Origin of the sequence: Staphylococcus gallinarum (genome assembly GCF_029774255.1) — a bacterium.
GTDB classification, from domain to species: domain Bacteria; phylum Bacillota; class Bacilli; order Staphylococcales; family Staphylococcaceae; genus Staphylococcus; species Staphylococcus gallinarum.
The window spans coordinates 329,956-353,217 of the sequence record NZ_CP069082.1 but is presented as its reverse complement, the minus strand read 5'-3'; the positions used below and the strand labels follow the sequence as shown (position 1 = coordinate 353,217).

The following is a 23,262-nucleotide window of genomic DNA, read 5'->3' as shown; positions in this document are numbered from 1 at the left end:
CATTAATGTAAACCTATTTCATTTATAAGTTTACATTATCTAATTTAAACGTTTTTGAAAATTAAAAGCAGACATTTTTATTAATTTTTGTATAAAGTGACAAATCGAAAGAATATTTTTTACATATGTAAGCGTATACATAATATAACCCTCATGCTAATCTCGTAGTAAGCTAAACATTTGTTTAATTTGTAAACTTTTGTTTAAAAAAGCACAGAAAGGAGCACGTCAATGAATAAAAATGAGGAACAGGTCTTACAACGTATCGAAAATAATCCTTTCATATCTCAGCAAGAATTAGCTGAAGCAATAGGATTATCACGCCCTGCTGTCGCTAATATCATCTCAGGTTTAATTAAGAAAGAGTATGTTTTAGGTAAAGCCTACGTATTAAATGAAGATTATCCGATTGTCTGCATTGGAGCAGCTAATCTTGATAGAAAATTCAATGTTATCAAAGATTTACAGCCTGAAACTTCAAATCCTGTTACCTCCACTCGTTCGGTAGGTGGTGTCGCACGTAATATTGCCGAGAATTTAGGTCGTATGGGAGAAACGGTAGCGTTTCTTTCCGTCTGTGGCAATGACAGTGAATGGGATATGATTCATAAACTTTCGAGCCCATTTATGAACTTGGATCATGTACAAGCTATAGAAAGTGCCAATACCGGTTCTTATACTGCACTTATCGATGCAAACGGTAATATGCAATATGGTTTAGCAGATATGGAGGTATACAACTACATTACACCCGAATTTTTAATTAAACGTACACATCTATTAATTAAAGCAAAATGCATTGTCGTAGATTTGAATTTGGATAAAAGTGCGATGGACTTCCTATGCGCTTATTCAGAAAAGCATAATATTAAACTCGTTGTTATTCCTGTTTCTTCACCAAAAATGAAAAACATGCCGACATCATTACATGCAGTTGATTGGTTGATTATTAATAGAGATGAATCAGAATCTTACTTCAATACAAGCATTACTGATGATTCTGACTTACGTAAAGTAGCTAAACGCTTTAATGATGCTGGCGTTTCAAACGTCATAATAACGAATGGGATTAAAAATTTTATCTACCGTAGCGACAGCGAAGAACACATTAAATCAGTAATTAAGTCAAATCGTGTTGTCGATGTAACTGGTGCTGGGGATTCCTTTTCAAGTGCAGTTATTTTTAGTTGGATACACCATTTTGACATCGATACTATTTTAACTGCCGGAATGGTAAATGCCTTAAAAACAATTGAAACGCAATACACAGTTAGACAAAACTTAGATAAACAACAATTACTTAGAGACGTGGAGGATTTTAAACATGGAACAATATATTGAATTTTCACAAGAAGTTACAACCGCTAAACAACAAGGAAAGCCAATTGTCGCACTAGAATCAACGATTATCTCACATGGCATGCCTTATCCACAAAACGTGAAAATGGCAAAAACAGTTGAAGATATTATTAGAAAGGAAGGTGCCATCCCAGCAACAATAGCTATAATAGACGGCAAAATAAAAATCGGACTAGAAGAAGATGAACTAGAATTACTTGCTTCAAGCTCAGAAGTTATTAAAGTGTCACGCAGAGATTTAGCCGAAACCATTGCTACTAACAGAATCGGTGCAACCACTGTAGCTTCAACAATGATTTGTGCTGAATTAGCTGGCATACAATTTTTCGTGACGGGAGGTATCGGAGGTGTCCACCAAGGTGTTGAACACACAATGGATATTTCCGCTGATTTAGAGGAGCTCGCACAAACCAATGTGACGGTAATTTGTTCTGGAGCTAAATCTATACTCGATTTACCTAAGACAATGGAATATTTAGAAACTAAAGGTGTCCCCGTTATTGGATATCAAACTGCAGAATTACCAGCATTTTTCACACGTGAAAGTGGCATTAAATTAAATAGCACTGCAGCTGATGTTCACAGTATCGCTAATATTTGTCATACAAAAAACACATTAAAGTTATCAGGTGGCATCGTTGTAGCTAATCCTGTACCAACCGAACATGCACTAGATAAAGATTATATAAATAACATTATCAGTCAAGCTGTAAAGCAAGCTGAAGAACAAGGTGTAACAGGAAAAGATTCGACACCATTCTTATTAAAATACATCGTAGAGCAAACAAATGGTAAAAGTTTAGAAACTAATATCAAATTAGTAGAAAACAACGCATTTGTCGGAGCACAAATTGCTGTTGCCTTTAATAAATTGTAGGTGATTAAATGTCCATACTGTTTACCATTACAGGTATCTTATTTGCACTGTTGATTGCATTTCTATTTAGTTTCAATAAAAAAGCTATTGATTTTAAAAAACCGTTTATAATGATAATTATTCAAGTCTTACTCGTATTATTTATGATGCATACGACGATAGGCTTAACTATATTAACTACACTAGGGTCGTTTTTCGAAGGTTTAATTAAAATCAGTAACGCTGGTATAAACTTTGTTTTTGGTGATTTGCAGAATAACAACGGTTCGACATTTTTCTTAAATGTATTGCTACCATTAGTATTTATTTCTGTGTTAATCAGGATATTAAATCATTTTAAAATATTACCTTTTATTATCAAATATGTAGGTTATCTTATCAATAAAATAACACGTATGGGTCGTTTGGAAAGTTACTTTGCTATATCAACATCTATGTTAGGCCAGCCGGAAGTATTTTTAACAATTAAAGAAATGATTCCTAAATTATCACGCGCTAAACTTTATACAATTTCAACTTCAGCAATGAGTGCAGTAAGTATGGCGATGTTAGGTTCATATATGCAAATGCTCGAACCAAAATTCGTTGTCACTGCTGTTATGCTCAATATCTTTAGTGCACTAATAGTAGCTAGTATCATCAATCCTTATCCCACTTCAAATCAGGAAGATGATCTTTCACACATGAAAAATTTAGAACTGAGTGCTGGTTCAAACGAAACTACAGTAAATAAAGCAAAGCGGACGCCATTTTTCCAAATGATTGGTGATAGTGCGATAGATGGCTTTAAAATTGCGATCACTGTCGCGATTATGCTGTTAGCTTTTATATCATTAATGGAAGCTATAACACTTATTTTTCATTTAATCGGCTTAAACTTTAAGCAACTTATTGGTTATATATTTGCACCTATCGCCTTTATTATTGGTGTACCTTGGAGCGAAGCTGTTCAAGCTGGTTCCATTATGGCAACTAAATTAATTACGAATGAATTTGTAGCGATGCTAGATTTTCAAAAAATAGCGGACGAACTATCCACACGTACACAGGGTATTATTTCTGTTTATCTAATCAGCTTTGCGAACTTTGGGACTGTGGGTATAATAGTTGGTGCAATAAAAGGTATCAATAGTGACCAAGGCAATAAAGTTGCCTCATTCGCACTAAGATTATTATTAGGCGCCACACTTGCTTCTATAATTTCCGCATCTATGATTGGCTTAGTTCTATAGAAAATGCACCTCCCCATTGCATTTGATCAAAGTTAATATATCATGGCAACTATAAAGCGGATTATATACTGGTAATAGTGAGGTTACAGAGATAATAAATATACTTACTCAAAATAATTCTAGGATATCAATTCCAGAAAAATAACCCTCAGATGATTCAATTTATCTGAGGGTTATTTTTATTTAATATTACGTATTATTGGCTCGCTTTCCTAGGGGACAGCTTCAGCCTGTAGTCTTCCGCTCGTCCTGTTCCCTCAGGAGTCTCGCCAAAACACTATTTAATAAATTATGGATTTACAATGAAATACTTTAAAGTTTCCGGATTAAATGTACGCTAATTCTATGACATTATTACGACCAATCTCGATGCTTCGCCACGTGCTAAACGATCGAAACCTTCATTAATATCTTCTAGTGCAATAGTATCTGTTAGTAATTCATCAACAGGTAAACAATGCCCAAAACTAAGCCTAGAAATCGTATCTCTTATCTATGATCCCCATTTGATTCACCAAAGTACACTGCATCGTCAACAATGATTTCGACATTAGGGTGTGTTTGCAATATAGACGCTGGCAATGCTTCTGTAACATCGCACGTTAATAATTGTTGGATAATCGTATGCTTTGAGGCACCTAAAGCGAGTAAAATAATACGACGCGCTTGCATAATTGATGCTATACCCATAGATATTGCTTGTTTCGGTACGCAGTTTTTATTGTCAAAATGTATACTATTAGCATTGATGGTTGAATCACTTAAATCCACTACTCTCGTTATGCTGTCGAATGATGCACCTGGTTCGTTAAAGCCGATATGACCATTTTCACCTATACCTAGAATTTGTATGTCGACAGGTCCATATTTATTTAAATGTTGTTCATAAGCCTGACACTCTGCTTTAACATCTTTACTGATACCATTCGGAATAAATATATGCTTTTCATCCCATGTATCATTATATTTAAATAATTGCTGTCTCATATAAGTATGATAACTTTGTGGATGTGATGCATTTAAACCAACATACTCGTCTAAATTAAATGTTTTTACATTTTTTAAATTTAATTTATTGGCTGAAATTAAAGTATTTAAATTACGATAAACCTCTAACATTGTATTACCTGTTGCAAGCCCCAATACTGCAGCTGAATTATTATCTATCACCTTAAACAATTCAGTAGCTACATATTGGCTAGCTAGTGTTGCATTTTTCATATTAATTATCTTCATCTCTATTTCCTTCGCTTTCTATAGTAAAATTATATAATTATTAATTAAGTCCTAATAACTGTTCAACTTCATTTTTAATATTTGTAACATGTGGTCCATAGATAATTTGTACGCCCTTCCCCTTTATGATTACGCCTTTAGCACCTGTAGACATTAGCATTTGTTTATTTACGAGTTCATTCCTATTTAATGTGATTCGTAATCGAGTCGCACAACAATCAACAGTTGTAATATTCTCTGAGCCTCCTAGTCCTTCAACAATTGTCGTTGACCTTTGTGAATCTGCGACTATTTCTGTGGTTGGTTCGTCTTCTCGTCCTGGTGTTTTATAATTAAACTTAATTATTAAGAATTTAAAAATGACATAATAGAGAAAGAACCACAATATACCAATAGGCAATACTAGTAAGAAATTAGTTTTAGCATTTCCTTGCAATACACCAAACAGTAAATAATCAATCAATCCACCACTGAATGTTTGTCCAACTGTAATATTAAAAATATCTGCCATCATAAATGCTAGCCCATCTAAAAATGCATGAATAATATATAAAACGGGTGCCACAAATAAAAAACTAAACTCTAACGGCTCTGTTATGCCAGTTAAAAATGAAGTCAATGCAGCTGACAACATTAAACCACCGACGACTTTTTTACGTTCTGTTTTAGCTGTGCGATATATCGCAAATGCTGCTCCACACAAACCAAACATCATCGTAATAAAACGCCCTGACATATAACGAGATATCCCTGAAAAGTACTGAGTGACATGCGGATCACCTAATTGTGCAAAGAAAATATTTTGCGTCCCTTGAATTAAATGCCCTTTCACTTCTAATGTACCTCCTAGTGCCGTCTGCCAAAATGGTAAATAAAAAATATGATGTAAACCGAATGGACCTAACATACGCAGTATAAAACCGAAAAAGAATGTACCAATCACTCCTGTTTTATCTACGATTCCTCCGACTTGATATATGCCTTCTTGAATTGTTGGCCACACAAAGAACATCAAGACACCTAAGATTATTGCAGATAATGAGGTTATAATAGGTACGAAGCGTGAGCCTCCAAAGAATCCTAGATATGTTGGCAATGAGATATTATTACATTTGTTATGTAACAATGCCGTCATAACTCCAGTAATAATCCCACCAAACACTCCAGTTTCAACTGTTTGTATACCTAGCACCATCCCCTGACCAGAAGATATTAAATTTTGATCATTCGCTAATGTGTTAGTAATGGTCAATAATCCATTCATAGTCGCATTCATAATTAAGAAACCTAACATTGCTGCCAGTGCAGCAGTACCTTTATCGTTCTTGGCAAGTCCAATCGCCACACCTACCGCGAAGATAACTGCTAAATTTTGAAAGACAATATTGCCTGCAGATGACATTAATGTGAAAGCATTTTGCAGTAATGTGATATCTAACATTGGATACGCCTTTACCGTATTTGGATTACTCAATGTGCCTCCAATCCCCAGTAGTAATCCTGCTGCTGGTAATATTGCTATTGGCAACATAAATGACTTTCCAAATTGTTGTGCTTTCTCAAACCATTTACTCATAACAAGAACCCCCTATCGCTTTTAATATACATTCAAAGAAAATTCTAATCAATTAAAATTCTATTTATGAAAAACATTTTCAAAACTAACTATAATTCATTCAATCTTTTTAATTCACTAAAAAAACTACCAAGGTCATTGTGACCTTGGTAGCCTTTATTTCACGCTCTTGTTGCCTACTGAACGTGTGTTGGTTTTAAATTTTAGAATATATCTCCAAGTGTAACGGACATAATCGCTTTAATAGAATGTAATCTATTTTCAGCTTGATCGAATACAACGGAATGTTTTCCTTGGAATACGTCATCAGTCATTTCCATTTCTGTTAAACCATATGTTTCATAGATTTGTTGACTGACTTCCGTATTTAAATCATGAAATGCAGGTAAGCAATGTAACACGATGACATCTGGATTCATTGTTTGCAATAACATAGATTCATTCACTTGATATGGTAATAATTGATTGATACGTGTTTCTAACACGGATTGATCTTCACCCATTGAAAACCATACATCTGTATATATTGCATCAGTTTGATATATTGCTTGTTTGACATCTTCAGTGATTAATATATGACTTCCAGATTGCTCTGCATATGCCTGAGCCATTTCTTGTATGGATTCATCAGGCTGTAAACTAACTGGGGCTGCAATATGGACATTGACACCAAGTATTGCACCCGTAACTAATAAATCATGTGCCACATTATTTCTCGCATCGCCAACATACGTGAGCGTTTTGCCTGATAATGTGCCTAAATTTTCCTTTAAAGTAAAGAAATCAGCAATCATTTGCGTAGGATGCCATTCATTTGTTAAGCCATTCCAAACAGGTACATTTGCATTCTCTGCTAATGATTCAACATCCTTTTGGTGAAATCCTCTAAATTCAATACCATCATACATTCTGCCTAACACTTTTGCTGTATCAGCAGTAGATTCTTTTACACCTAAATGAATGTCACCTTGTCCAAAATATTCAGGATAAGCGCCTAAATCATATGCTGCGACACTAAATGCTGAACGTGTTCTCGTTGATGGCTTTTCAAATAATAATGCCAGATTTTTTCCTTTTAAATATGGATGTGGTATACCCCTCTTTTTCTTTTCCTTTAATTCACCAGTAAAATCAACCAACGTGTTTAATTCATCTGCTGAAAAGTCACACGTCTTCAAAAAATGCTTTCCTTTAAAAGATTGTAATTTTTTTAATGCTGTTGTGTACGCCCCAATTACATCACTCCAATGTTATTATAAGATTAATATACATAATAAAGGTATTTTGCATGAAAATCAAGTATAATTATACTGTTTTGTGCATATTGTTGAAAATTTTTCGATTTATCTATCTTTTTTTATATAAAACAGACTAGTTTATTATTTAGATTTATACAGTTATGTAATATAACTAAGCAATTAGGAATTGAATTAAAAACAATATCTACACTTTAGCACTCCAAATAACGAATTAAGGACTATTTAATCACAAAATAAATAAACATATTACAATATATGTATAACCCCTTATTAATGGAGGTGAAACGATATGTCAGGTGTAATTATTGAATTAATTAAACAACTGTTATCACAATTTGTCTCTGGTGGGTTCCAATAATCCAAATATCCCAATAACAATCCACCTACTATTTTATATTCATCAACCTTACCTTTCTAAAAATTGAATAGTATATCTATATCCCAAATGAATTAGAAATCACTTATCCCAATGGATACTATTTTTGCCTTTAAAAAGGTCAATCAATTTTATGGTTGATTGACCCAACCGTCGACAAACACTCAGTCATTGTCGACGGTTTTTTATTTTTAATGTTTTGGTGTATGATATTCTCTATCCGCACAATATATGTATATGACTATAGGTCTATACACTTAACCAATAGTCAATTACTTACTATCATTCACTTATTTCTAACTCAACTAAGCACTGTATTTATTACTAGGATAAACTATCTATTCTCATATGAATCTATCCCCTAAAAAAGCGAGCCAATAATGCGAAATAGCAAATAAAAATAGCCAGTAATTAAGGGAATATACATTTGCAAACACAAACAAAACCTATTAAATTTCGAGGATGTTAATGTACATTAGTATTTTAATGTACATTTATAATGCTTTAACCACTATGTTGGCAAGACTTCTAAGAGAATAGGACAAGATGAAGACTACAAGCCAAAGCTGTCCCCCTAGAAAGCGAGCCAACAATACGAAATATTGAACTAAAAGCTAGTAGATAAGGTATTAAACATTTAATAGTTAACATTATTGATTTTATATTCCAACACAAATTCAAAAAGATAATTGTACTGTTCTTTTTAATATATAGTCATATTTTATTAAATTGTGTTTTGGCGAGACTCCTGAGGGAACAGGACAAGCTGAAGACTACAGGCTGAAGCTGTCCCCTAGGAAAGCGAGCCAATAATACGTAATATTGAATAAAAAAAGAAACACTCAGATAAATTGAAATCAATTATCTGAGTGCTATCTTCCGGAATTCATGTTCTATATGCTTACTTGAACAAAAATAAAATCGAATTTCATAATGATGGTAAATAATAAAGTATCTTATTTTTAAATATGCATTTTCTATACATTACTCAACGATTTCTTTTTTTCTGCTTTTAAGTCGTTCGCGTTCTTCTGGTGTTTTTAAGAAACGGGTCATAATTGCACTTGCGATATATAAACCGAACAATAGGTACATCATACCCTTAACGCCAATACTGTCGTAGAAGAGCGCCACTAATCCTGGTCCTACGAATACGCATAAACCTGCGCCTAAGTTTAATATTGCCATTGCCGGACCTTTATCACCATCATGCACTAAGGAAGGAACTAGTGCTGAAATTGGTACAAAGCCTGCTAGACACATTCCCCATAAGAATCCTACAGTACCAACTACGAAGACATTGCCTGTAAACAATTCAGGTATAAAATATAATCCTAATGTGAAGATGGCACATCCAATACCACCGATATAAGAAACTGTATTTTTCCAACCAATCTTGTCACTTAAAGCACCAAAAATTAAATTAAATATGATATTCGCTATAAAAATAGTACCCCAAATATTTAACCATGTCGTCGTCGCAATTCCTTTACTTGCTAAATAAATTGGTAAAAATAACGGAAATGCATATTGTGCCGCTTGGTTGATAATACGTACAATACAAGCAACAGCAACTCTTGGTTCTCTTGCCAATATAGTAATGCCTGCTCCTACCTCTTTTAAGTGATCTTTAATTCCTTCTTCTCGATCTTCGAGTTCAAATTTATCTCTATTCACAACAATAGCTAAAAATGTACCGATGACTACCCAAATAATTGCCGTCCATAAAGTAACAAAATGACCAAATAGTTGAATCGCCATAGAAGAATAAAAGGCACCTAGCACACTCAAACCACCTGTAAATACAAACCAGAACCACCCAACTGCAGCACCTAATCGTTTTTGTGGCGAGCGATAAGCTACCCAGACTAAAAATGAATATGCAAATAACGGATAACCAAATCCTCTAATTGCATAAGAAGGAATCATTAAATTATAATTCATTGACGGAATTGCAATACCAACAAATATTGCATGTCCGATAATATATAGCGATGTACCAATCAACATAACCTTTCTAGGTCCTATGATTTCAACGAGCACTCCAGACAACCATGAGCCAATTGCAATTGTTACGCCGTAGCATGTCGTTAACAATGCAGTTTGTTGTACAGATAAACCTTGCTCATGAAGATATGGACTGATCCATGCCAATTCCAAACCATCACCCATCATAAATATTAAGACACCAATATATCCCCATAAAAGCGTCGGAGGCATCCCCATTTTTGCTAATTTTTGATTCATAAAACACCACACCCCTTTAAAAGTAAATACCATATCATCGAAATTGAATTACATATAAATACAAATTTGAAAATATGATTAATTCCCAAATGCAGTTACTAACAAGACAGAAAACGCTTTCATTTATTAATGTTATGTTATTTCATTTTTTCTAATAATGCAAATTTATTTTCGTTTATTTTCACATTTTTTCGTTTATAATTATTATCGGTCCTTATGGCGAGCCATTTTAAATAATCATAGCAACACTAATAGCAATGTTGTATGCGTTATCAGTAAGATATAATATTTACTCATTAATTTACAATATCTCCTAAAATTAATTTATTTGTACAAAATAAATTCTTAATAATATCATCTTATTTATTATTCTGTTACAGTACAGATAAAATTAGAATCATATATTGTTTAAACTTAAGGGAATGGATGGGGGATCCTATGAAATTTGAACAAATTACTTTATTTACATCAAATTTTTCTGAAACAATGCAATTTTATGATGAAATACTAGAATGTCCTATGTTAGAAGTTAATGTTGATTATTTTAAGGTGAAAATTGGGGAAACTACTTTATGTTTTCAACGTACGGAAGATAATATGCAGCCTTATTATCATTTTGCGATAGATATTCCATATAATTATTTTTATGAGATGAAACAACATTTTCAAAACATCTTATTCTTATTAATGGAAGATGGTAAACACTCTGTCTATTGTGAATCATTTGTTGCACAATCTATGTATTTCAATGATCCGTCAGGAAATATTGTCGAATTGATTGCTAGAGCAAGCAACATCACAGACGAACCAGAATTTACTAGAGTAAGTGAAATGAGCTTTGTATGTAACGATCTAGACACATTATATCCTGCATTATTGAACTATAATGTCACTGTACATAATGGGGAACCGTTCAATTCCAATCAGTTGAATTTCATTGGCGACATGAATGATGAAAGTTATCTATTGTTAACACCAGAACAAAGAAAGTGGTTATTTTCTGATAAACTATCACAGGCTCATCCGCTGACAATCCGAACTGATCAATTCGAATTATCCTATGCCATTGATAACAATTGGATATTAGAGCCAATATCAAAGTAAATGCTATACCACAATAATGCCAACTATCTTTTCTCTTAATATACGTATTTTAACCACAACGCTATTGATATTTTAATCTTAAAAATTAATAAATTATATCATCTTATATATAATTTGCATTTTAATTGTAAGCATTTTTCTTATCAAAATAATAAGACAGATGTATAATTTATATAGTTTGTTAAAGGAGTGGTATATTATGAGCACATTTTCAAATGAGGAAAAAGTGCAAATATTATCTGATATTGTGGAAATGAATACAGTAAACGATAATGAAATTCAAGTTTGTGAGTATTTTCAAAAACTTTTCGCCGAACATGGCATCGATTCAACAATTGATAAAGTAGACGAACGTCGTGCCAATTTAATTGCAGAAATCGGTGAGGCTGGACCTGTAATCGGCATTTCTGGTCACATGGATGTCGTATCTGAAGGCGATCGTCAACAATGGAAATATGATCCATTTAAGTTAACTGAGGAAGACGGTTTCTTATATGGTCGCGGTGCTGCTGATATGAAATCAGGACTTGCAGCATTAGCAATTGCTTTAATCGAGATTAACAACTCAAATGCCTTAAAAAATGGACGTATTAGATTTTTAGCTACAACTGGTGAAGAGATGGAACAATTAGGTTCTCAACAGTTATACGAAAAAGGCTATATGGATGATGTAGAAGCTTTAGTTATTGCAGAACCATGTCAAGATATGCTCGTATATGCGCATAAGGGTTCTATGGATTATAAAATTAAATCTATTGGTAAATCTGCACATAGTTCAATGCCAATTTTTGGTATCAATGCAATTAAGCCTTTAATTGATTTTATACAAGATATAGATGAAGCATATGCTAGAATTTCTAAAGAAGTTAAAGGTGAATCATTAGATTTTTCTAATCTGCTACAAAAATTCAATACATCATTACCTGCATCAATCGACAAAGGTGAAATTGAAGATGTATTAAAAGGTCTTGTAATCAGCAATACATTAATCCAAGGTGGCGTACAAGTTAACTCTGTACCAGAGTCTGCTAATGCTGACTTTAATATTCGTACAATTCCTGAGTATAATAATGATCAGGTTAAATCATTATTTGCAGATACACTTGAAAAACATAACAGCCAAGGTGCAAATTTGGAAAGTGATTTATACCTTGATCTAGAACCAGTTCTAACAACTGGTCAAAATGGCCTTATCGAATCGGCCAAAGCAATCGGTGATCGCATGTTCAATAAAGATTTACTTGCATCTCCAATTGGTGGCGTAACAGATGCTTCTAATTTATTACGTGGTAAAGATGAATCTTTCCCATTCCTAGTGTTTGGACCTGGAAGTGAACCTCACCAAGTAAATGAACGCGTTGAAAAAGACATGTACTTTAAATTCATCGATTTCTACATTGAATTATTAACTACTTATGTTGAAAAATAATCATCAATATACCATAAGATTATAATTCTAAAATTGTTTGTAAGCTTGAATTATAATCACCAGTATTACACTAAAAAACAGTTCGAGATAACATATGTATATGCCACTGCCTTTGAGGCATGGTAACAATGCATATTGTCTCGAACTGTTTTTTATCTGCAACTGTTCAGATATTTATTGTTGTATCGTAGTACCTACGTTCCCACTATTTAAAATTTTGTCAATTACATGGGGTTCGTCTCCTGCTGCAATTACAACCTTCTCGCATCCTTGTTCAATTGCTTGAATTGCATCTTGTACTTTAGGAATCATACCTCCATATATTGCTTCACTATCAATATGATTCTGAATTTGCTCAGCATTTAACGTCTGTTGTACCTGTGCTTCAATGAGTACACCTGGAATATCACTCAACAAATAGATAGGTGCAGATAATGTCTGTGCAATTTTATATGCAAATGTATCTGCATTGATATTGTATAATTGCTGAGTATCATGCTTCATGCCAATAGATGCTATAACTGGTATAAAATGATCAGTTATATGTTCCAACAGTTCTGTATTTATATCTGTAGGTTCACCAACAAATCCATATTTTTCACTTAATGGAAAGATATCAACGAGATTACCATCTATCCCATTTAAGCCAACACTTACAGCAGTATTTTGATTTATTTTACTGACTAATTGTGGATTAACCTGTCCAATTAATGTTTGGCAAGTGACAGTTAACACTTCACTCGTCGTTACACGTAAACCATCTTGAAATTCTGTTGCTACACCATTGTTCTCTAATGCCTTATTGATAAACGGTCCTCCACCGTGTACAATGATTGGTCTTAACCCCTGTTGTTTCAATGTTACAATATCTTCGATAATAGATTCATGTAAATGCGTTAAGGTGCTACCACCAATTTTTATTATGATATAACTCACTATCTATACACCCCTTATGTTCTATATGAAGCATTTATACGTATATAATCATATGATAGGTCACAACCATAGGCTGCAGCTTCTCCATCGCCAGTACCTACAGTCGCTTCTATTTCAATATTGTCACCTTGAAGTTGTTCTTTTAAATATTGTTCATCAAATAAAACTGCCATACCTTCTTCAACAACTGGAACCTCAGCTAACTTGACATATGTTTCACTTGGTTCAACATTTTGTGAAGCATAACCTATGGCTGTAATAATTCTACCGAAATTTGCATCTTCGCCATGTATCGCTGATTTAACTAAATTAGATGATACAATGCTTTTAGCAATCTTTCTCGCTTCATCTGTATCTGCTGCTCCATTAACCTTTGCAGTAACTAATTTGGTTGCACCTTCTCCATCTTTTGCAATAGCTTTAGCAAGGTACTGTGTTACAAAATTTAATGCATAATTAAATTTATGCCAATCTGGATGTGTCGGTGTGAGGGTATTATTTTCAGCTTGACCATTCGCCATAAACAACACCATATCATTTGTACTCGTATCACCATCTACAGTAATCATATTAAATGATTGATCGACAGACTGTTTTAATGTGTTTGATAATTCCATACTTTCAATATTGGCATCAGTTGTGACAAAGCCTAACATTGTAGCCATATTTGGATGTATCATACCTGAGCCCTTTGCTGTCCCACCTATTGTTATTGTTTTACCATCTATTTCTACTTGTACTGATAAATGCTTGGTAATAGTGTCTGTCGTAAGAATGGCTTCGCTAAAATAGGCTCCATGATTATACTCATCTTTCATTACATTCTGCGTTCCATAATGAATTTTATCCATTGGTAAAAAGGAACCTATAACGCCTGTAGATGCTACACCTACATTATGTGTTGGTAAATCTAACTGTTGTGCAACCCATGCTTGTGTGTCTTTAGCGTCTTGTAATCCCTTTTCACCTGTACAAGCATTCGCATTTGCTGAATTAACAACGATTGCTTGCAACGTTTGATTATTATTAATACATGCTTCTGTAACTTGTAATGGTGCTGCCTTAAAACGATTTAATGTATAAACACCTGCTGCTGCCGCTTCATTTTCTGAATAAATCCAACCAAAATCTTTGCGTTGCTTTCTCAAACCAACATGGAAACCACCAGCTACAAAACCGGACGGAGAACTAACATCACCTTGTAAGTCTACATTTAGTTGATCTAATATATCAATTGTTTCAATATCTTTCATAGTATCTCTCCTTCTCAATTTATGGGTATACTGGTGTTTGTTTTAATCCAGTTGTTTCTGGCAATCCAAACATTAAATTCAAATTTTGAATCGCTTGTCCGCTTGCACCTTTTACTAAGTTATCAATTACAGATACAATAACTGCTGTTTGCTGCGTCTCATCTACATATAGACCGATATCGCAATAGTTACTTCCGTAAACTTCTTTAGTCTTAGGATATTCTCCTAAGTCTCTAACTCTGACAAACGGCTTGTCTTTATAATATTTCTCATATACTGTATGCAGTTGCTCAGCTGAAAATGCTTCAGTTAATTTCACATATATTGTTGACAGAATCCCTCTAGTCATAGGAACGAGGTGTGGCGTGAATATAACATTAATATCTTTCTCAGCAACTTGAGATAAATATTGTTCAATTTCAGGTTTATGTTTATGTTTGCCTATACCATATGCACTAAAATTTTCATTCATTTCGGAATAGTGGACATTTTGTGAGAGTGATCTTCCTGCACCTGAAACACCAGTTTTAGCATCGATAATAATCGAATCTGTATCGACCACTCGTCGATCGATAACTGGATGCAAAGCTAACAATGTCGCTGTTGGGAAACATCCAGGATTCGCAATCAAATTAGGAACCGTCTGTTTGATATTAGACCATTCAGCAATACTATAAGCTGCATCATCCAGTTGTTCCTGTGGTGCTGCTTCTTCACCATAAAATTGCTGATATACATCTCTATCCTTCAATCTGAAATCTCCAGATAAATCAATGACTTTAATTCCTTGTTTTACTAACTTCGGAGCTATATGTTTACTAACATTTGAAGGTGTTGCAAAAAACACTACATCACATGATATCGTTTCATAATTTAGTTCTTCGTAATGATGTGTTAAGTGATTTAAGTGAGGAAATGTTTTGCTTATGGGTTCATCTGCCTTTGAATGTGAAAACACATATTTAATTTTAACTTCTGGATGATGTACTAAGAGTCGAATGAGTTCGACTGCACCATATCCACTTCCTCCTACAATCCCAACTTCTATCATAACGTTCATTCCTTTCTGAATATTCGGACTTTTAATGGTATTAATGGTTTGCTTGTTCTAATACTTCAGTGATTACTTTCGCTACTGTAGCGATTTCTTCTTCATCTATTACTAATGGTGGCGAGATTCTAATGATATTACCCTGTGTTTCTTTACATAGCACACCTTGTTTAATCATTTCTAAACAATAGGTTTGCGCTGGTTTGTTAAGTTCGATTCCGATAAATAATCCCCTACCTCTGACATCTACAATTAAATCACTATCAATAAGCTGTAATTGGTTTAATAATTTTTGACCTAACTCAGCAGATCTTTCAATTAAATTTTCGTCTATTAGTACATCTAATGCTGCACTAGACACAGCACAAGCAAGTGGATTTCCACCAAATGTTGAGCCATGTGTTCCAGGTGTTAAGACATTCATTACATCTTCATTAGCGAGCACCGCAGATATCGGATATAGTCCACCACCTAATGATTTACCAAGCAAATAAATATCTGGCTCTACACCTTCCCACTCAATTGCAAATAGTTTTCCGGTACGGCCTAAACCAACTTGAATCTCATCAGCAATTAGCAATACATTATGTTGATCACATAAATTACGCACTTCCTGTATAAAGTACTCTGGCGGAATATTTACACCACCTTCACCTTGTATAGGTTCTAAGATAATAGCTGATGTATTTTCATTGATAAGTGATTTCAAGGTTGTAACATCTCCATAATCAACTGTATGCATATTATCTAATAATGGCGTAAACCCTTTTTTATAACTTTCTTGAGATGAAAGTGACAGTGCACCTAATGTACGACCATGAAAGTTTCCATTCATTGCGATTATTTCTGGTTTACCTTCTTCAATACCTTTGACATCTGTTCCCCATTTACGAGCAATCTTTATTGCTGTTTCTATGGCTTCTGTACCAGTATTCATTGGTAATACCTTATCTTTGTTTGCAAGATTACATATTTTTTCTTCCCATTGACCTAAGTTGTCACTATAGAGTGCCCTAGATACCATGGTTATTTTTTCACTTTGTTCTTGGAAAGCCTTAATAATTTTAGGATGACAATGACCGTGGTTGACGACTGAAAATCCTGATACACAGTCAATATAACTATTTCCATCCACATCCCAAACCTTAGCGCCTAAACCTTTAGTCAAAGCTAGTTTTAATGGACTGTAATTGTTAGAACTGTATCGATCTGTTAATTCAAATAAATCGTTCATCTTAACCCTCATTCCTTTATATTTATTCCTGAAATTGAATTAATATTCAAAATCATACAACGATATTGGCAATTAGTCAAAGATTATTTTTAAAAAAATTGCATATTTTAAATCTTTTAATTTACTACACTGTTGATTTTTTAAAATTAAGAATCCATATCATTCTTATTCAACGGCTATATCTTCACAATATTATGATGTATTTATTTTGCATATTTTTCATTCGGAAATTTTTATTTTTTCATATCTTTTAAAAGGCCAAAAAAAATTTCTTAACTTTGAAATAAAAAAGAACAAACTGGTACATAATTAGTCCAGTTTGTTCTTTTTATAATTATCAATGTTTATTCTTGGTTTTCTAACTTTTGTTCTTCTTTTAAATTCTGACGCATATCTTTATTGATCTTTTTAGCGCGCTTAAAGTACACACTTTCAAAGTAACTTGTAGTACCCAGCTTATAAAAGATTAATGCAACGATGATAATAACGACAAAGTCATATGGATAATGTATCCAGTTCATACCTTTAAATTCTTTACTTCCTATAAATGACAAGAAGGCAAGAATAATTAAGTATAAAATAATCCATAAACTACCACCAATTTGTTTCTTAGTATTTTTCCAATTCATCTTATATTCATAGAAGAAATAAATCGGTAAACCTAAGATAATAATAAAGATAACTTCAGCTGTCGTTGGCCACATTGCCCAGTAAATTGCTAGTGAAGCTAACACGAATGAGAATGGTGCCATAAATTTCAACATATTTGCACGGAATGGTCTGTGCATTTTTGGCGCCATTTTACGTAATGAAATAACGGTCGTTGGACCAGTTAAGTACGCAACTAATGTTGCCGTTGAAATTACGCTCGCCAACACTGCCCAATCTCTAAATAGTGATACCATGACCATACTGATAATGGCATTAAAAATAATAGCGACACGTGGAATTTTATATTTATCGTTCATTTTTCCTAAGAACTTAGGAATATGTCCATTTTTCTCCATTGCACGTAATACACGACCTGTAACAGCCACAAATGATACACCTGTACCAAATGGAGACACAACTGCTTCTATATAAAGTAGTATCGCTAACCAATTTAAACCTAATAAGATAGCCATATCAGCAAATGGAGAGTTAAAGTTAATTCCACTCCAACCTTTAGAATGAATCATATCTTGTGGCATAGATGTGATAAACGTACTCTGTAATACAATATAAAGTAGGGCACTTAGTGTTAGTGAAATTGCAATACCTCTTGCAATATTCTTCTCTGGTTTCTGTATTTCAGAACCCATATTAATGATTGTTTGGAAAGCATTAAATGAGAAGATAATACCGGATGCTGTTGTAGCAGCAAATATTGGTGCTGATCCATACGGCATAAATTGACCTGCAGTATGACCATAGTTTCCTGCGTCAAATCCAGAAATCATTAACATAATAATAGTTAATAATGGCACACCAAGTTTAAATACAGATATTAAACTCGTAAATGAAGTAAGTAATTTAACTGACCAGTAGTTTAATAATGAAAAGATAATGATGATAATAAACACAGCAAACAATCCAGAATTACTGATTGTGCCACCTTTCATTAAACCGGACGTAAATTTAGCCCACTCCCATGGCCATGAACTCATATATTGAACTGCAGAAACGGCTTCAATTGGAATAATTGTAACTAAAGATACCCAGTTTGCCCACGCAGCAATAAATCCTAGTAACGAACCGTGTGTATACTGAGCATAGTTACTCATTCCGCCTGATTGTGGAAACATTGTACCAATTTCAATATAGTTATAAGCGATGGAGCCTATAACTACAAAACCTATAATCCATGAAATAATTGCAGCTGGGCCAGCAATAGAAGACGCCTCCCATGCACCAAATAGCCAACCTGAACCAATGAGTGATCCAAGCCCTAATAGTACAAGCTGCGACAAATTAATTTTTTCACTCTTTTTCTGTTTTCCCATAAAAACTCCTACTATTCATCTTTTTATATTCATATCAAGGTAAATGTACAATGTATACACTTTCTTGTATATGTTGTTATTATACGCATATTAAAATTCAAGTCAAATCAACATTTTATCGCTATTTTTTTGAATACAATTGAATATTAATACGTTATACGACTTCAAAATGCATAAACGTAGCACGCAACAAATTGCCTTTCCCGTCACTATATAAAGTCGATGAAGCATTTTTTATTGATGTTACTCAATTATTCATAAATAGTATATCGGCATCTACAACAATTCATTGCTCATATAAAGGTTAAAGACTGTCATATCAACGGTTCATAGTGAATTTAACCCTAGATTTCAAATTATTTGTTACATATTATACTATTTATTGTATTTTTACATAAATAATTATTAAATATGGATTTTAGAGCCTTTAGATAGTTAATAATTGCATTTTATAATGTTACTCAAATATATAATCACCAATTATACTTATTAAAAATTATAGTTAATAAATATTTTTACTCTAATAAAGTTAAATAACAATAGTTATCAAGATGATGAGTTATTTATTTTATTTTCCTGCTCCCACCATAAGGCTTCTTCAGGGTTATTCACCACTTCCTCATATTCTTTATCTGTTTCTACATTTGGATATGAACCTTTTAATGATTTATTGGAAGTTGACTTAAACATCGTCACAAAGACAATGAGACCAACAACATTGATAAACATTAAATAGTAAGATGGCGCAATTTTTTGTCCAGTTGTCTCTACTAAGGTTGATAAAATAAATGGTGTAAGTCCACCAAAAATTGCAGCACCAATGTTATAAACAAGTGATAACGTGCGCAATCTCACTTTTGTATAGAACATACTCGGTAGTAATGAAGGCATCACACCTTCAAATGTAGCCATAAAACAAGCAATAATTAATAAACCGACAATGACTAGAGGTAAAACTGGTATGCTCATCAGCCAAAATGCAAAGACTGAAAACAAACTAAAGCCAACTAGACCAAAGAGGATAGTTCTTTTATTACCCACTTTATCGCTATACCAACCAAAGAAAAATACTGCTGGAATCATTATAACCATTGTCAATGTACTTAATACGGATCCCATGGCTCCACCTAAATGAATTGTTTGATTTAAGAATGAAGGCATGAACGACAACACCATATAATTTGCCACATTTAAAAAGGCCACTCCTGTAAAACAAACGATAACGTCTTTCCAATAATATTTGAATATGTCTAAATAGGAATATTCTAGTGCTTGTTGTTCTTCTAATGTCGTTTCATAGGCCGGGCTTTCATCAAGGCTTGAACGTAAAATAATGCCTATAATGCCAAATGGTGCTGCTAAAATAAATGGAATTCTCCAACCCCAGTCAGACATTTGTTGGTCACTTAGCAATGCATAAAGCGTACCAACCAATAGGGCCGCCATGATATTGCCTATTAATGTGCCTATTTCTAATCCACTACCTAGCTTACCTCGTGTCTTATCAGGCGCTGTCTCTGCAATATAAGTCATTGCCCCTGCATATTCTCCACCAGTTGAAAATGATTGCACCATACGCACTACTAACAATAGAATTGGTGCCCAAATACCTATTTGTTCCTGTGTTGGCAAGAGCCCTAATAGTAAAGTAGATGCTGCCATAAGTAATATGGTTGTTGATAATACGATTTTCCTCCCATATTTATCACCTAAATGACTGAAAAAAATCCCCCCAATTGGTCGCACAATAAACGCAAATGCAAACACTGCAAAAGTAGAAATAATTTGTAGTTGTGCCGGTAAGTTCCCAAAGAAATTAGCACTTAAAATTACAGCTAATTGTGCATACAAACCAAAGTCAAACCATTCAATTGCATTACCTATACCAGTTGCAACTATACTTTTCTTAGTTTGATCTGAATCTACCTTATTAACATTTTCCTTTTTAAATTTCACAAAAATTACACCCCTTAAAAATTCGCTTACTTTTTTAAATAACCTATGCAACTATCAATAAACAATTTACACTTTTATAAATAGCATAAATTAATAACAACTATAGATATTGCGACAGCATTTATAAAAAATCATCACAGTAATTCTTTGATATAATATAGATAATTCTAATTTTTACATGGAGGTCTATTACCAAATGAAACACATATATTTTAACCATGATGGTGGCGTAGATGATTTAGTATCCTTATTTCTTCTACTACAAATGGATGATGTCAAATTAGTGGGTGTAAGTGCAATCGGTGCTGATAGTTATGTAGAGCCTGCAGTAAGCGCTTCACAAAAAATTATTAATCGCTTTGCTCATTATCCAATTGATGTTGCTGCATCAGTAGAGCGTGGAAAGAACCCTTTTCCTAAAGATTGGCGTATGCACGCATTTTTCATGGATGCTTTACCGATATTAAACGAACCTGTTAAAGCACAACATGCACAGATGCTGTCACATCATGCATACGAAGATATTATTGAAAAGTTACATAACGCTACAGAAAAAATTACATTATTATTTACTGGACCATTAACAGATCTGGCAAAGGCACTTACTGTTGATCCTACAATCACTGAACATATTGAACGACTGGTTTGGATGGGCGGTACTTTCTTATCAAAAGGAAATGTCGAGGAGCCTGAACATGATGGTACTGCAGAGTGGAATGCTTTTTGGGACCCTGAAGCAGTCAAGACCGTCTTTGATACAGACATCAAAATTGATATGGTTGCATTAGAAAGCACAAATCAAGTACCTTTGACCTGGGATATTAGACAGGCCTGGGCAAATGAAAGGCAGTACACTGGTGTAGACTTCTTAGGTGTCAGCTATGCAGCTGTTCCACCATTAACGCACTTCCAGACTAACTCAACTTATTTTCTATGGGATGTCTTAACTACTGCTTATACGGGATGCCCAGACCTCGTGAAACAAAAGACAGTCATGGCATCAGTATATACAAACGGACCAAGCCAAGGTCAAACATATATAGATGAACAAGCAGGTAGACCCCTCGCGGTAGTCTATCACGTTGACCATGATAGGTTCTTCAAGTTTATGACTGATTTAGCGAAACGTGTAAAAGATTAAATCCGCTATATAGCTTTCATCTATGCAAACCTATAACTGTCATTAGTAGTAATTATTAATCTTTAATTAAATTACAAAACATAAAAATATCAAAGCATAAAAAAGACCCTTAAACTTCAACCGTTGATAAATTGACTTAGTATCTTACTTTAAGCCTTTATCTAAAATGGTTAAGCTTTTAAGGGTCTTACATTATCTATATTCTATACGTGGCGAGTCACAGTATCTACTGGTAATCTATATGAATCATGACCAGGATTTTTCTCTTTACCAATTGCAACAATCATCACTGGTTCATAACGTTCTGGGTCAAGGTCAAATGCTTCTGCAATTTGATCACGTTCAAATCCACCAATTGGGTTTGTATCGTAACCATATGCTCTTGCTACTAACATAAATTGCATTGCTGCTAAACTACTATCTATTTTAATGATGTCATTCATTTCTGCTTTTGATAAACTTTTATAGTATGGTAATACTTTAGCTAACATTTCATCTTTAACATCTTCTGGCATCATCCCATGCTCTACAGCACTATTATAAATTTCTTCACCGTGCTCGTAGTTTTGCATATCCCCAAAGATGACTACCATTGCTGCTGAAGTATCATTTTGTCTCGTATTAAAGCGAATAAGTGGTCGTAATTTATCTTTACCTTCGTCACTTTCTACTACTAAGAAACGCCATGGCTGCATATTTACAGAAGAAGGTGCCTTCGTTGCTTTTTGTATGATTTCGTCCATTTCTGCTTGAGGTATTTTAACAGTTTCATCAAATACTTTAACTGATTTTCTATTCATTACTACATCTTCAAAATTATTATTAATCATGTTCAATGCTCCTTAATTATTTTTTACAAAATCAAATTATACTCAATTTATTACGGATTACAAATCATCTGTTTATAAAATTACCAAATATTATTTTACATATCTTTAAAAATAACTTCTAAACACAAAAAATGCACATTTCTTTAATTAGAAATGTGCATTTTCATATCATATTATTAATTCA

Annotated in this window: 17 protein-coding genes; 6 read left to right on the top strand and 11 right to left on the bottom strand. The window is 33.6% G+C overall.

Annotated elements, in window-relative coordinates; translation table 11 throughout:
* The first annotated feature begins 231 nt into the window (after nt 1-231).
* The 3 genes from JN168_RS01420 to JN168_RS01410 are packed head-to-tail and all read left to right on the top strand — an operon-like array spanning nt 232 to nt 3,468.
* A complete protein-coding gene (locus JN168_RS01420; RefSeq protein ID WP_279526109.1) occupies nt 232-1,341 on the top strand; it encodes a carbohydrate kinase in 1,110 nt (369 codons plus the stop codon).
* Nucleotides 1,325-2,236: a pseudouridine-5'-phosphate glycosidase gene (locus JN168_RS01415; RefSeq protein ID WP_042740440.1), complete on the top strand. Its 912-nt coding sequence runs from the start codon at nt 1,325-1,327 to the stop codon at nt 2,234-2,236. The genes JN168_RS01420 and JN168_RS01415 overlap by 17 nt, the downstream gene beginning before the upstream one ends.
* A gap of 8 nt (nt 2,237-2,244) precedes the next feature.
* On the top strand, nt 2,245-3,468 hold the full coding sequence (locus JN168_RS01410; protein ID WP_279526108.1) for a NupC/NupG family nucleoside CNT transporter: 1,224 nt from the start codon (nt 2,245-2,247) through the stop codon (nt 3,466-3,468).
* 489 nt (nt 3,469-3,957) lie between these two features.
* On the opposite strand, the gene nagB is transcribed toward JN168_RS01410, so the two are convergent.
* From nagB to JN168_RS01390, 4 genes are all read right to left on the bottom strand, one after another.
* On the bottom strand, nt 3,958-4,704 hold the full coding sequence (nagB, locus tag JN168_RS01405; protein WP_042740442.1) for a glucosamine-6-phosphate deaminase: 747 nt from the start codon (nt 4,702-4,704) through the stop codon (nt 3,958-3,960).
* A gap of 40 nt (nt 4,705-4,744) precedes the next feature.
* Complete coding sequence (locus JN168_RS01400; RefSeq protein WP_279526107.1) at nt 4,745-6,280, bottom strand: PTS transporter subunit EIIC; 1,536 nt, start codon at nt 6,278-6,280, stop codon at nt 4,745-4,747.
* A 203-nt stretch (nt 6,281-6,483) separates the two neighbouring features.
* On the bottom strand, nt 6,484-7,515 hold the full coding sequence (gene argF, locus JN168_RS01395; RefSeq protein ID WP_082039251.1) for an ornithine carbamoyltransferase: 1,032 nt from the start codon (nt 7,513-7,515) through the stop codon (nt 6,484-6,486).
* A 1,384-nt stretch (nt 7,516-8,899) separates the two neighbouring features.
* Nucleotides 8,900-10,162 (bottom strand): MFS transporter, encoded by a 1,263-nt coding sequence (locus JN168_RS01390; protein WP_279526106.1) that lies wholly within the window; start codon nt 10,160-10,162, stop codon nt 8,900-8,902.
* Between the two features lie 438 nt (nt 10,163-10,600).
* Between JN168_RS01390 and JN168_RS01385 the strand changes: the two genes are divergently transcribed.
* Entirely contained in the window at nt 10,601-11,266 is a 666-nt protein-coding gene (locus tag JN168_RS01385) for a hypothetical protein (RefSeq protein WP_279526105.1), read from the top strand.
* A 199-nt stretch (nt 11,267-11,465) separates the two neighbouring features.
* Nucleotides 11,466-12,695: an ArgE/DapE family deacylase gene (locus JN168_RS01380; RefSeq protein WP_042740447.1), complete on the top strand. Its 1,230-nt coding sequence runs from the start codon at nt 11,466-11,468 to the stop codon at nt 12,693-12,695.
* Nucleotides 12,696-12,869: 174 nt separating this feature from the next.
* On the opposite strand, the gene argB is transcribed toward JN168_RS01380, so the two are convergent.
* The 6 genes from argB to JN168_RS01350 form a co-directional block, all read right to left on the bottom strand.
* Nucleotides 12,870-13,631, bottom strand: a complete 762-nt coding sequence (argB, locus tag JN168_RS01375; protein WP_279526104.1) for an acetylglutamate kinase — start codon at nt 13,629-13,631, stop codon at nt 12,870-12,872.
* Between the two features lie 14 nt (nt 13,632-13,645).
* Nucleotides 13,646-14,884 (bottom strand): bifunctional glutamate N-acetyltransferase/amino-acid acetyltransferase ArgJ, encoded by a 1,239-nt coding sequence (argJ, locus tag JN168_RS01370; RefSeq protein ID WP_107642282.1) that lies wholly within the window; start codon nt 14,882-14,884, stop codon nt 13,646-13,648.
* Between the two features lie 19 nt (nt 14,885-14,903).
* Nucleotides 14,904-15,935: an N-acetyl-gamma-glutamyl-phosphate reductase gene (argC, locus tag JN168_RS01365; protein WP_229366499.1), complete on the bottom strand. Its 1,032-nt coding sequence runs from the start codon at nt 15,933-15,935 to the stop codon at nt 14,904-14,906.
* A 40-nt stretch (nt 15,936-15,975) separates the two neighbouring features.
* Entirely contained in the window at nt 15,976-17,169 is a 1,194-nt protein-coding gene (gene rocD, locus JN168_RS01360) for an ornithine--oxo-acid transaminase (protein ID WP_279526103.1), read from the bottom strand.
* Between the two features lie 344 nt (nt 17,170-17,513).
* Nucleotides 17,514-19,151: an APC family permease gene (locus JN168_RS01355; protein WP_042740452.1), complete on the bottom strand. Its 1,638-nt coding sequence runs from the start codon at nt 19,149-19,151 to the stop codon at nt 17,514-17,516.
* Between the two features lie 546 nt (nt 19,152-19,697).
* Nucleotides 19,698-21,107, bottom strand: coding sequence for an MFS transporter (locus tag JN168_RS01350; RefSeq protein ID WP_042740453.1), 1,410 nt, complete (start codon nt 21,105-21,107; stop codon nt 19,698-19,700).
* Nucleotides 21,108-21,303: 196 nt separating this feature from the next.
* On the opposite strand from JN168_RS01350, the gene JN168_RS01345 reads away from it, so the two are divergent.
* A complete protein-coding gene (locus tag JN168_RS01345) occupies nt 21,304-22,248 on the top strand; it encodes a nucleoside hydrolase (RefSeq protein ID WP_042740454.1) in 945 nt (314 codons plus the stop codon).
* Between the two features lie 203 nt (nt 22,249-22,451).
* Here JN168_RS01345 and JN168_RS01340 read toward each other — a convergent pair whose 3' ends face one another.
* Nucleotides 22,452-23,078, bottom strand: a complete 627-nt coding sequence (locus JN168_RS01340) for a nitroreductase family protein (protein WP_107527296.1) — start codon at nt 23,076-23,078, stop codon at nt 22,452-22,454.
* Nucleotides 23,079-23,262: the final 184 nt, after the last annotated feature.

Coding starts and splice junctions, on each gene's coding strand:
- JN168_RS01420 (WP_279526109.1), top strand. CDS start 232: ATGAATAAAAATGAGGAACAGGTCTTACAACGTATCGAAAATAATCCT.
- JN168_RS01415 (WP_042740440.1), top strand. CDS start 1,325: ATGGAACAATATATTGAATTTTCACAAGAAGTTACAACCGCTAAACAA.
- JN168_RS01410 (WP_279526108.1), top strand. CDS start 2,245: ATGTCCATACTGTTTACCATTACAGGTATCTTATTTGCACTGTTGATT.
- nagB (WP_042740442.1), bottom strand. CDS start 4,704: ATGAAGATAATTAATATGAAAAATGCAACACTAGCTAGCCAATATGTA.
- JN168_RS01400 (WP_279526107.1), bottom strand. CDS start 6,280: ATGAGTAAATGGTTTGAGAAAGCACAACAATTTGGAAAGTCATTTATG.
- JN168_RS01390 (WP_279526106.1), bottom strand. CDS start 10,162: ATGAATCAAAAATTAGCAAAAATGGGGATGCCTCCGACGCTTTTATGG.
- JN168_RS01385 (WP_279526105.1), top strand. CDS start 10,601: ATGAAATTTGAACAAATTACTTTATTTACATCAAATTTTTCTGAAACA.
- JN168_RS01380 (WP_042740447.1), top strand. CDS start 11,466: ATGAGCACATTTTCAAATGAGGAAAAAGTGCAAATATTATCTGATATT.
- argJ (WP_107642282.1), bottom strand. CDS start 14,884: ATGAAAGATATTGAAACAATTGATATATTAGATCAACTAAATGTAGAC.
- argC (WP_229366499.1), bottom strand. CDS start 15,935: ATGATAGAAGTTGGGATTGTAGGAGGAAGTGGATATGGTGCAGTCGAA.
- rocD (WP_279526103.1), bottom strand. CDS start 17,169: ATGAACGATTTATTTGAATTAACAGATCGATACAGTTCTAACAATTAC.
- JN168_RS01355 (WP_042740452.1), bottom strand. CDS start 19,151: ATGGGAAAACAGAAAAAGAGTGAAAAAATTAATTTGTCGCAGCTTGTA.
- JN168_RS01345 (WP_042740454.1), top strand. CDS start 21,304: ATGAAACACATATATTTTAACCATGATGGTGGCGTAGATGATTTAGTA.
- JN168_RS01340 (WP_107527296.1), bottom strand. CDS start 23,078: ATGATTAATAATAATTTTGAAGATGTAGTAATGAATAGAAAATCAGTT.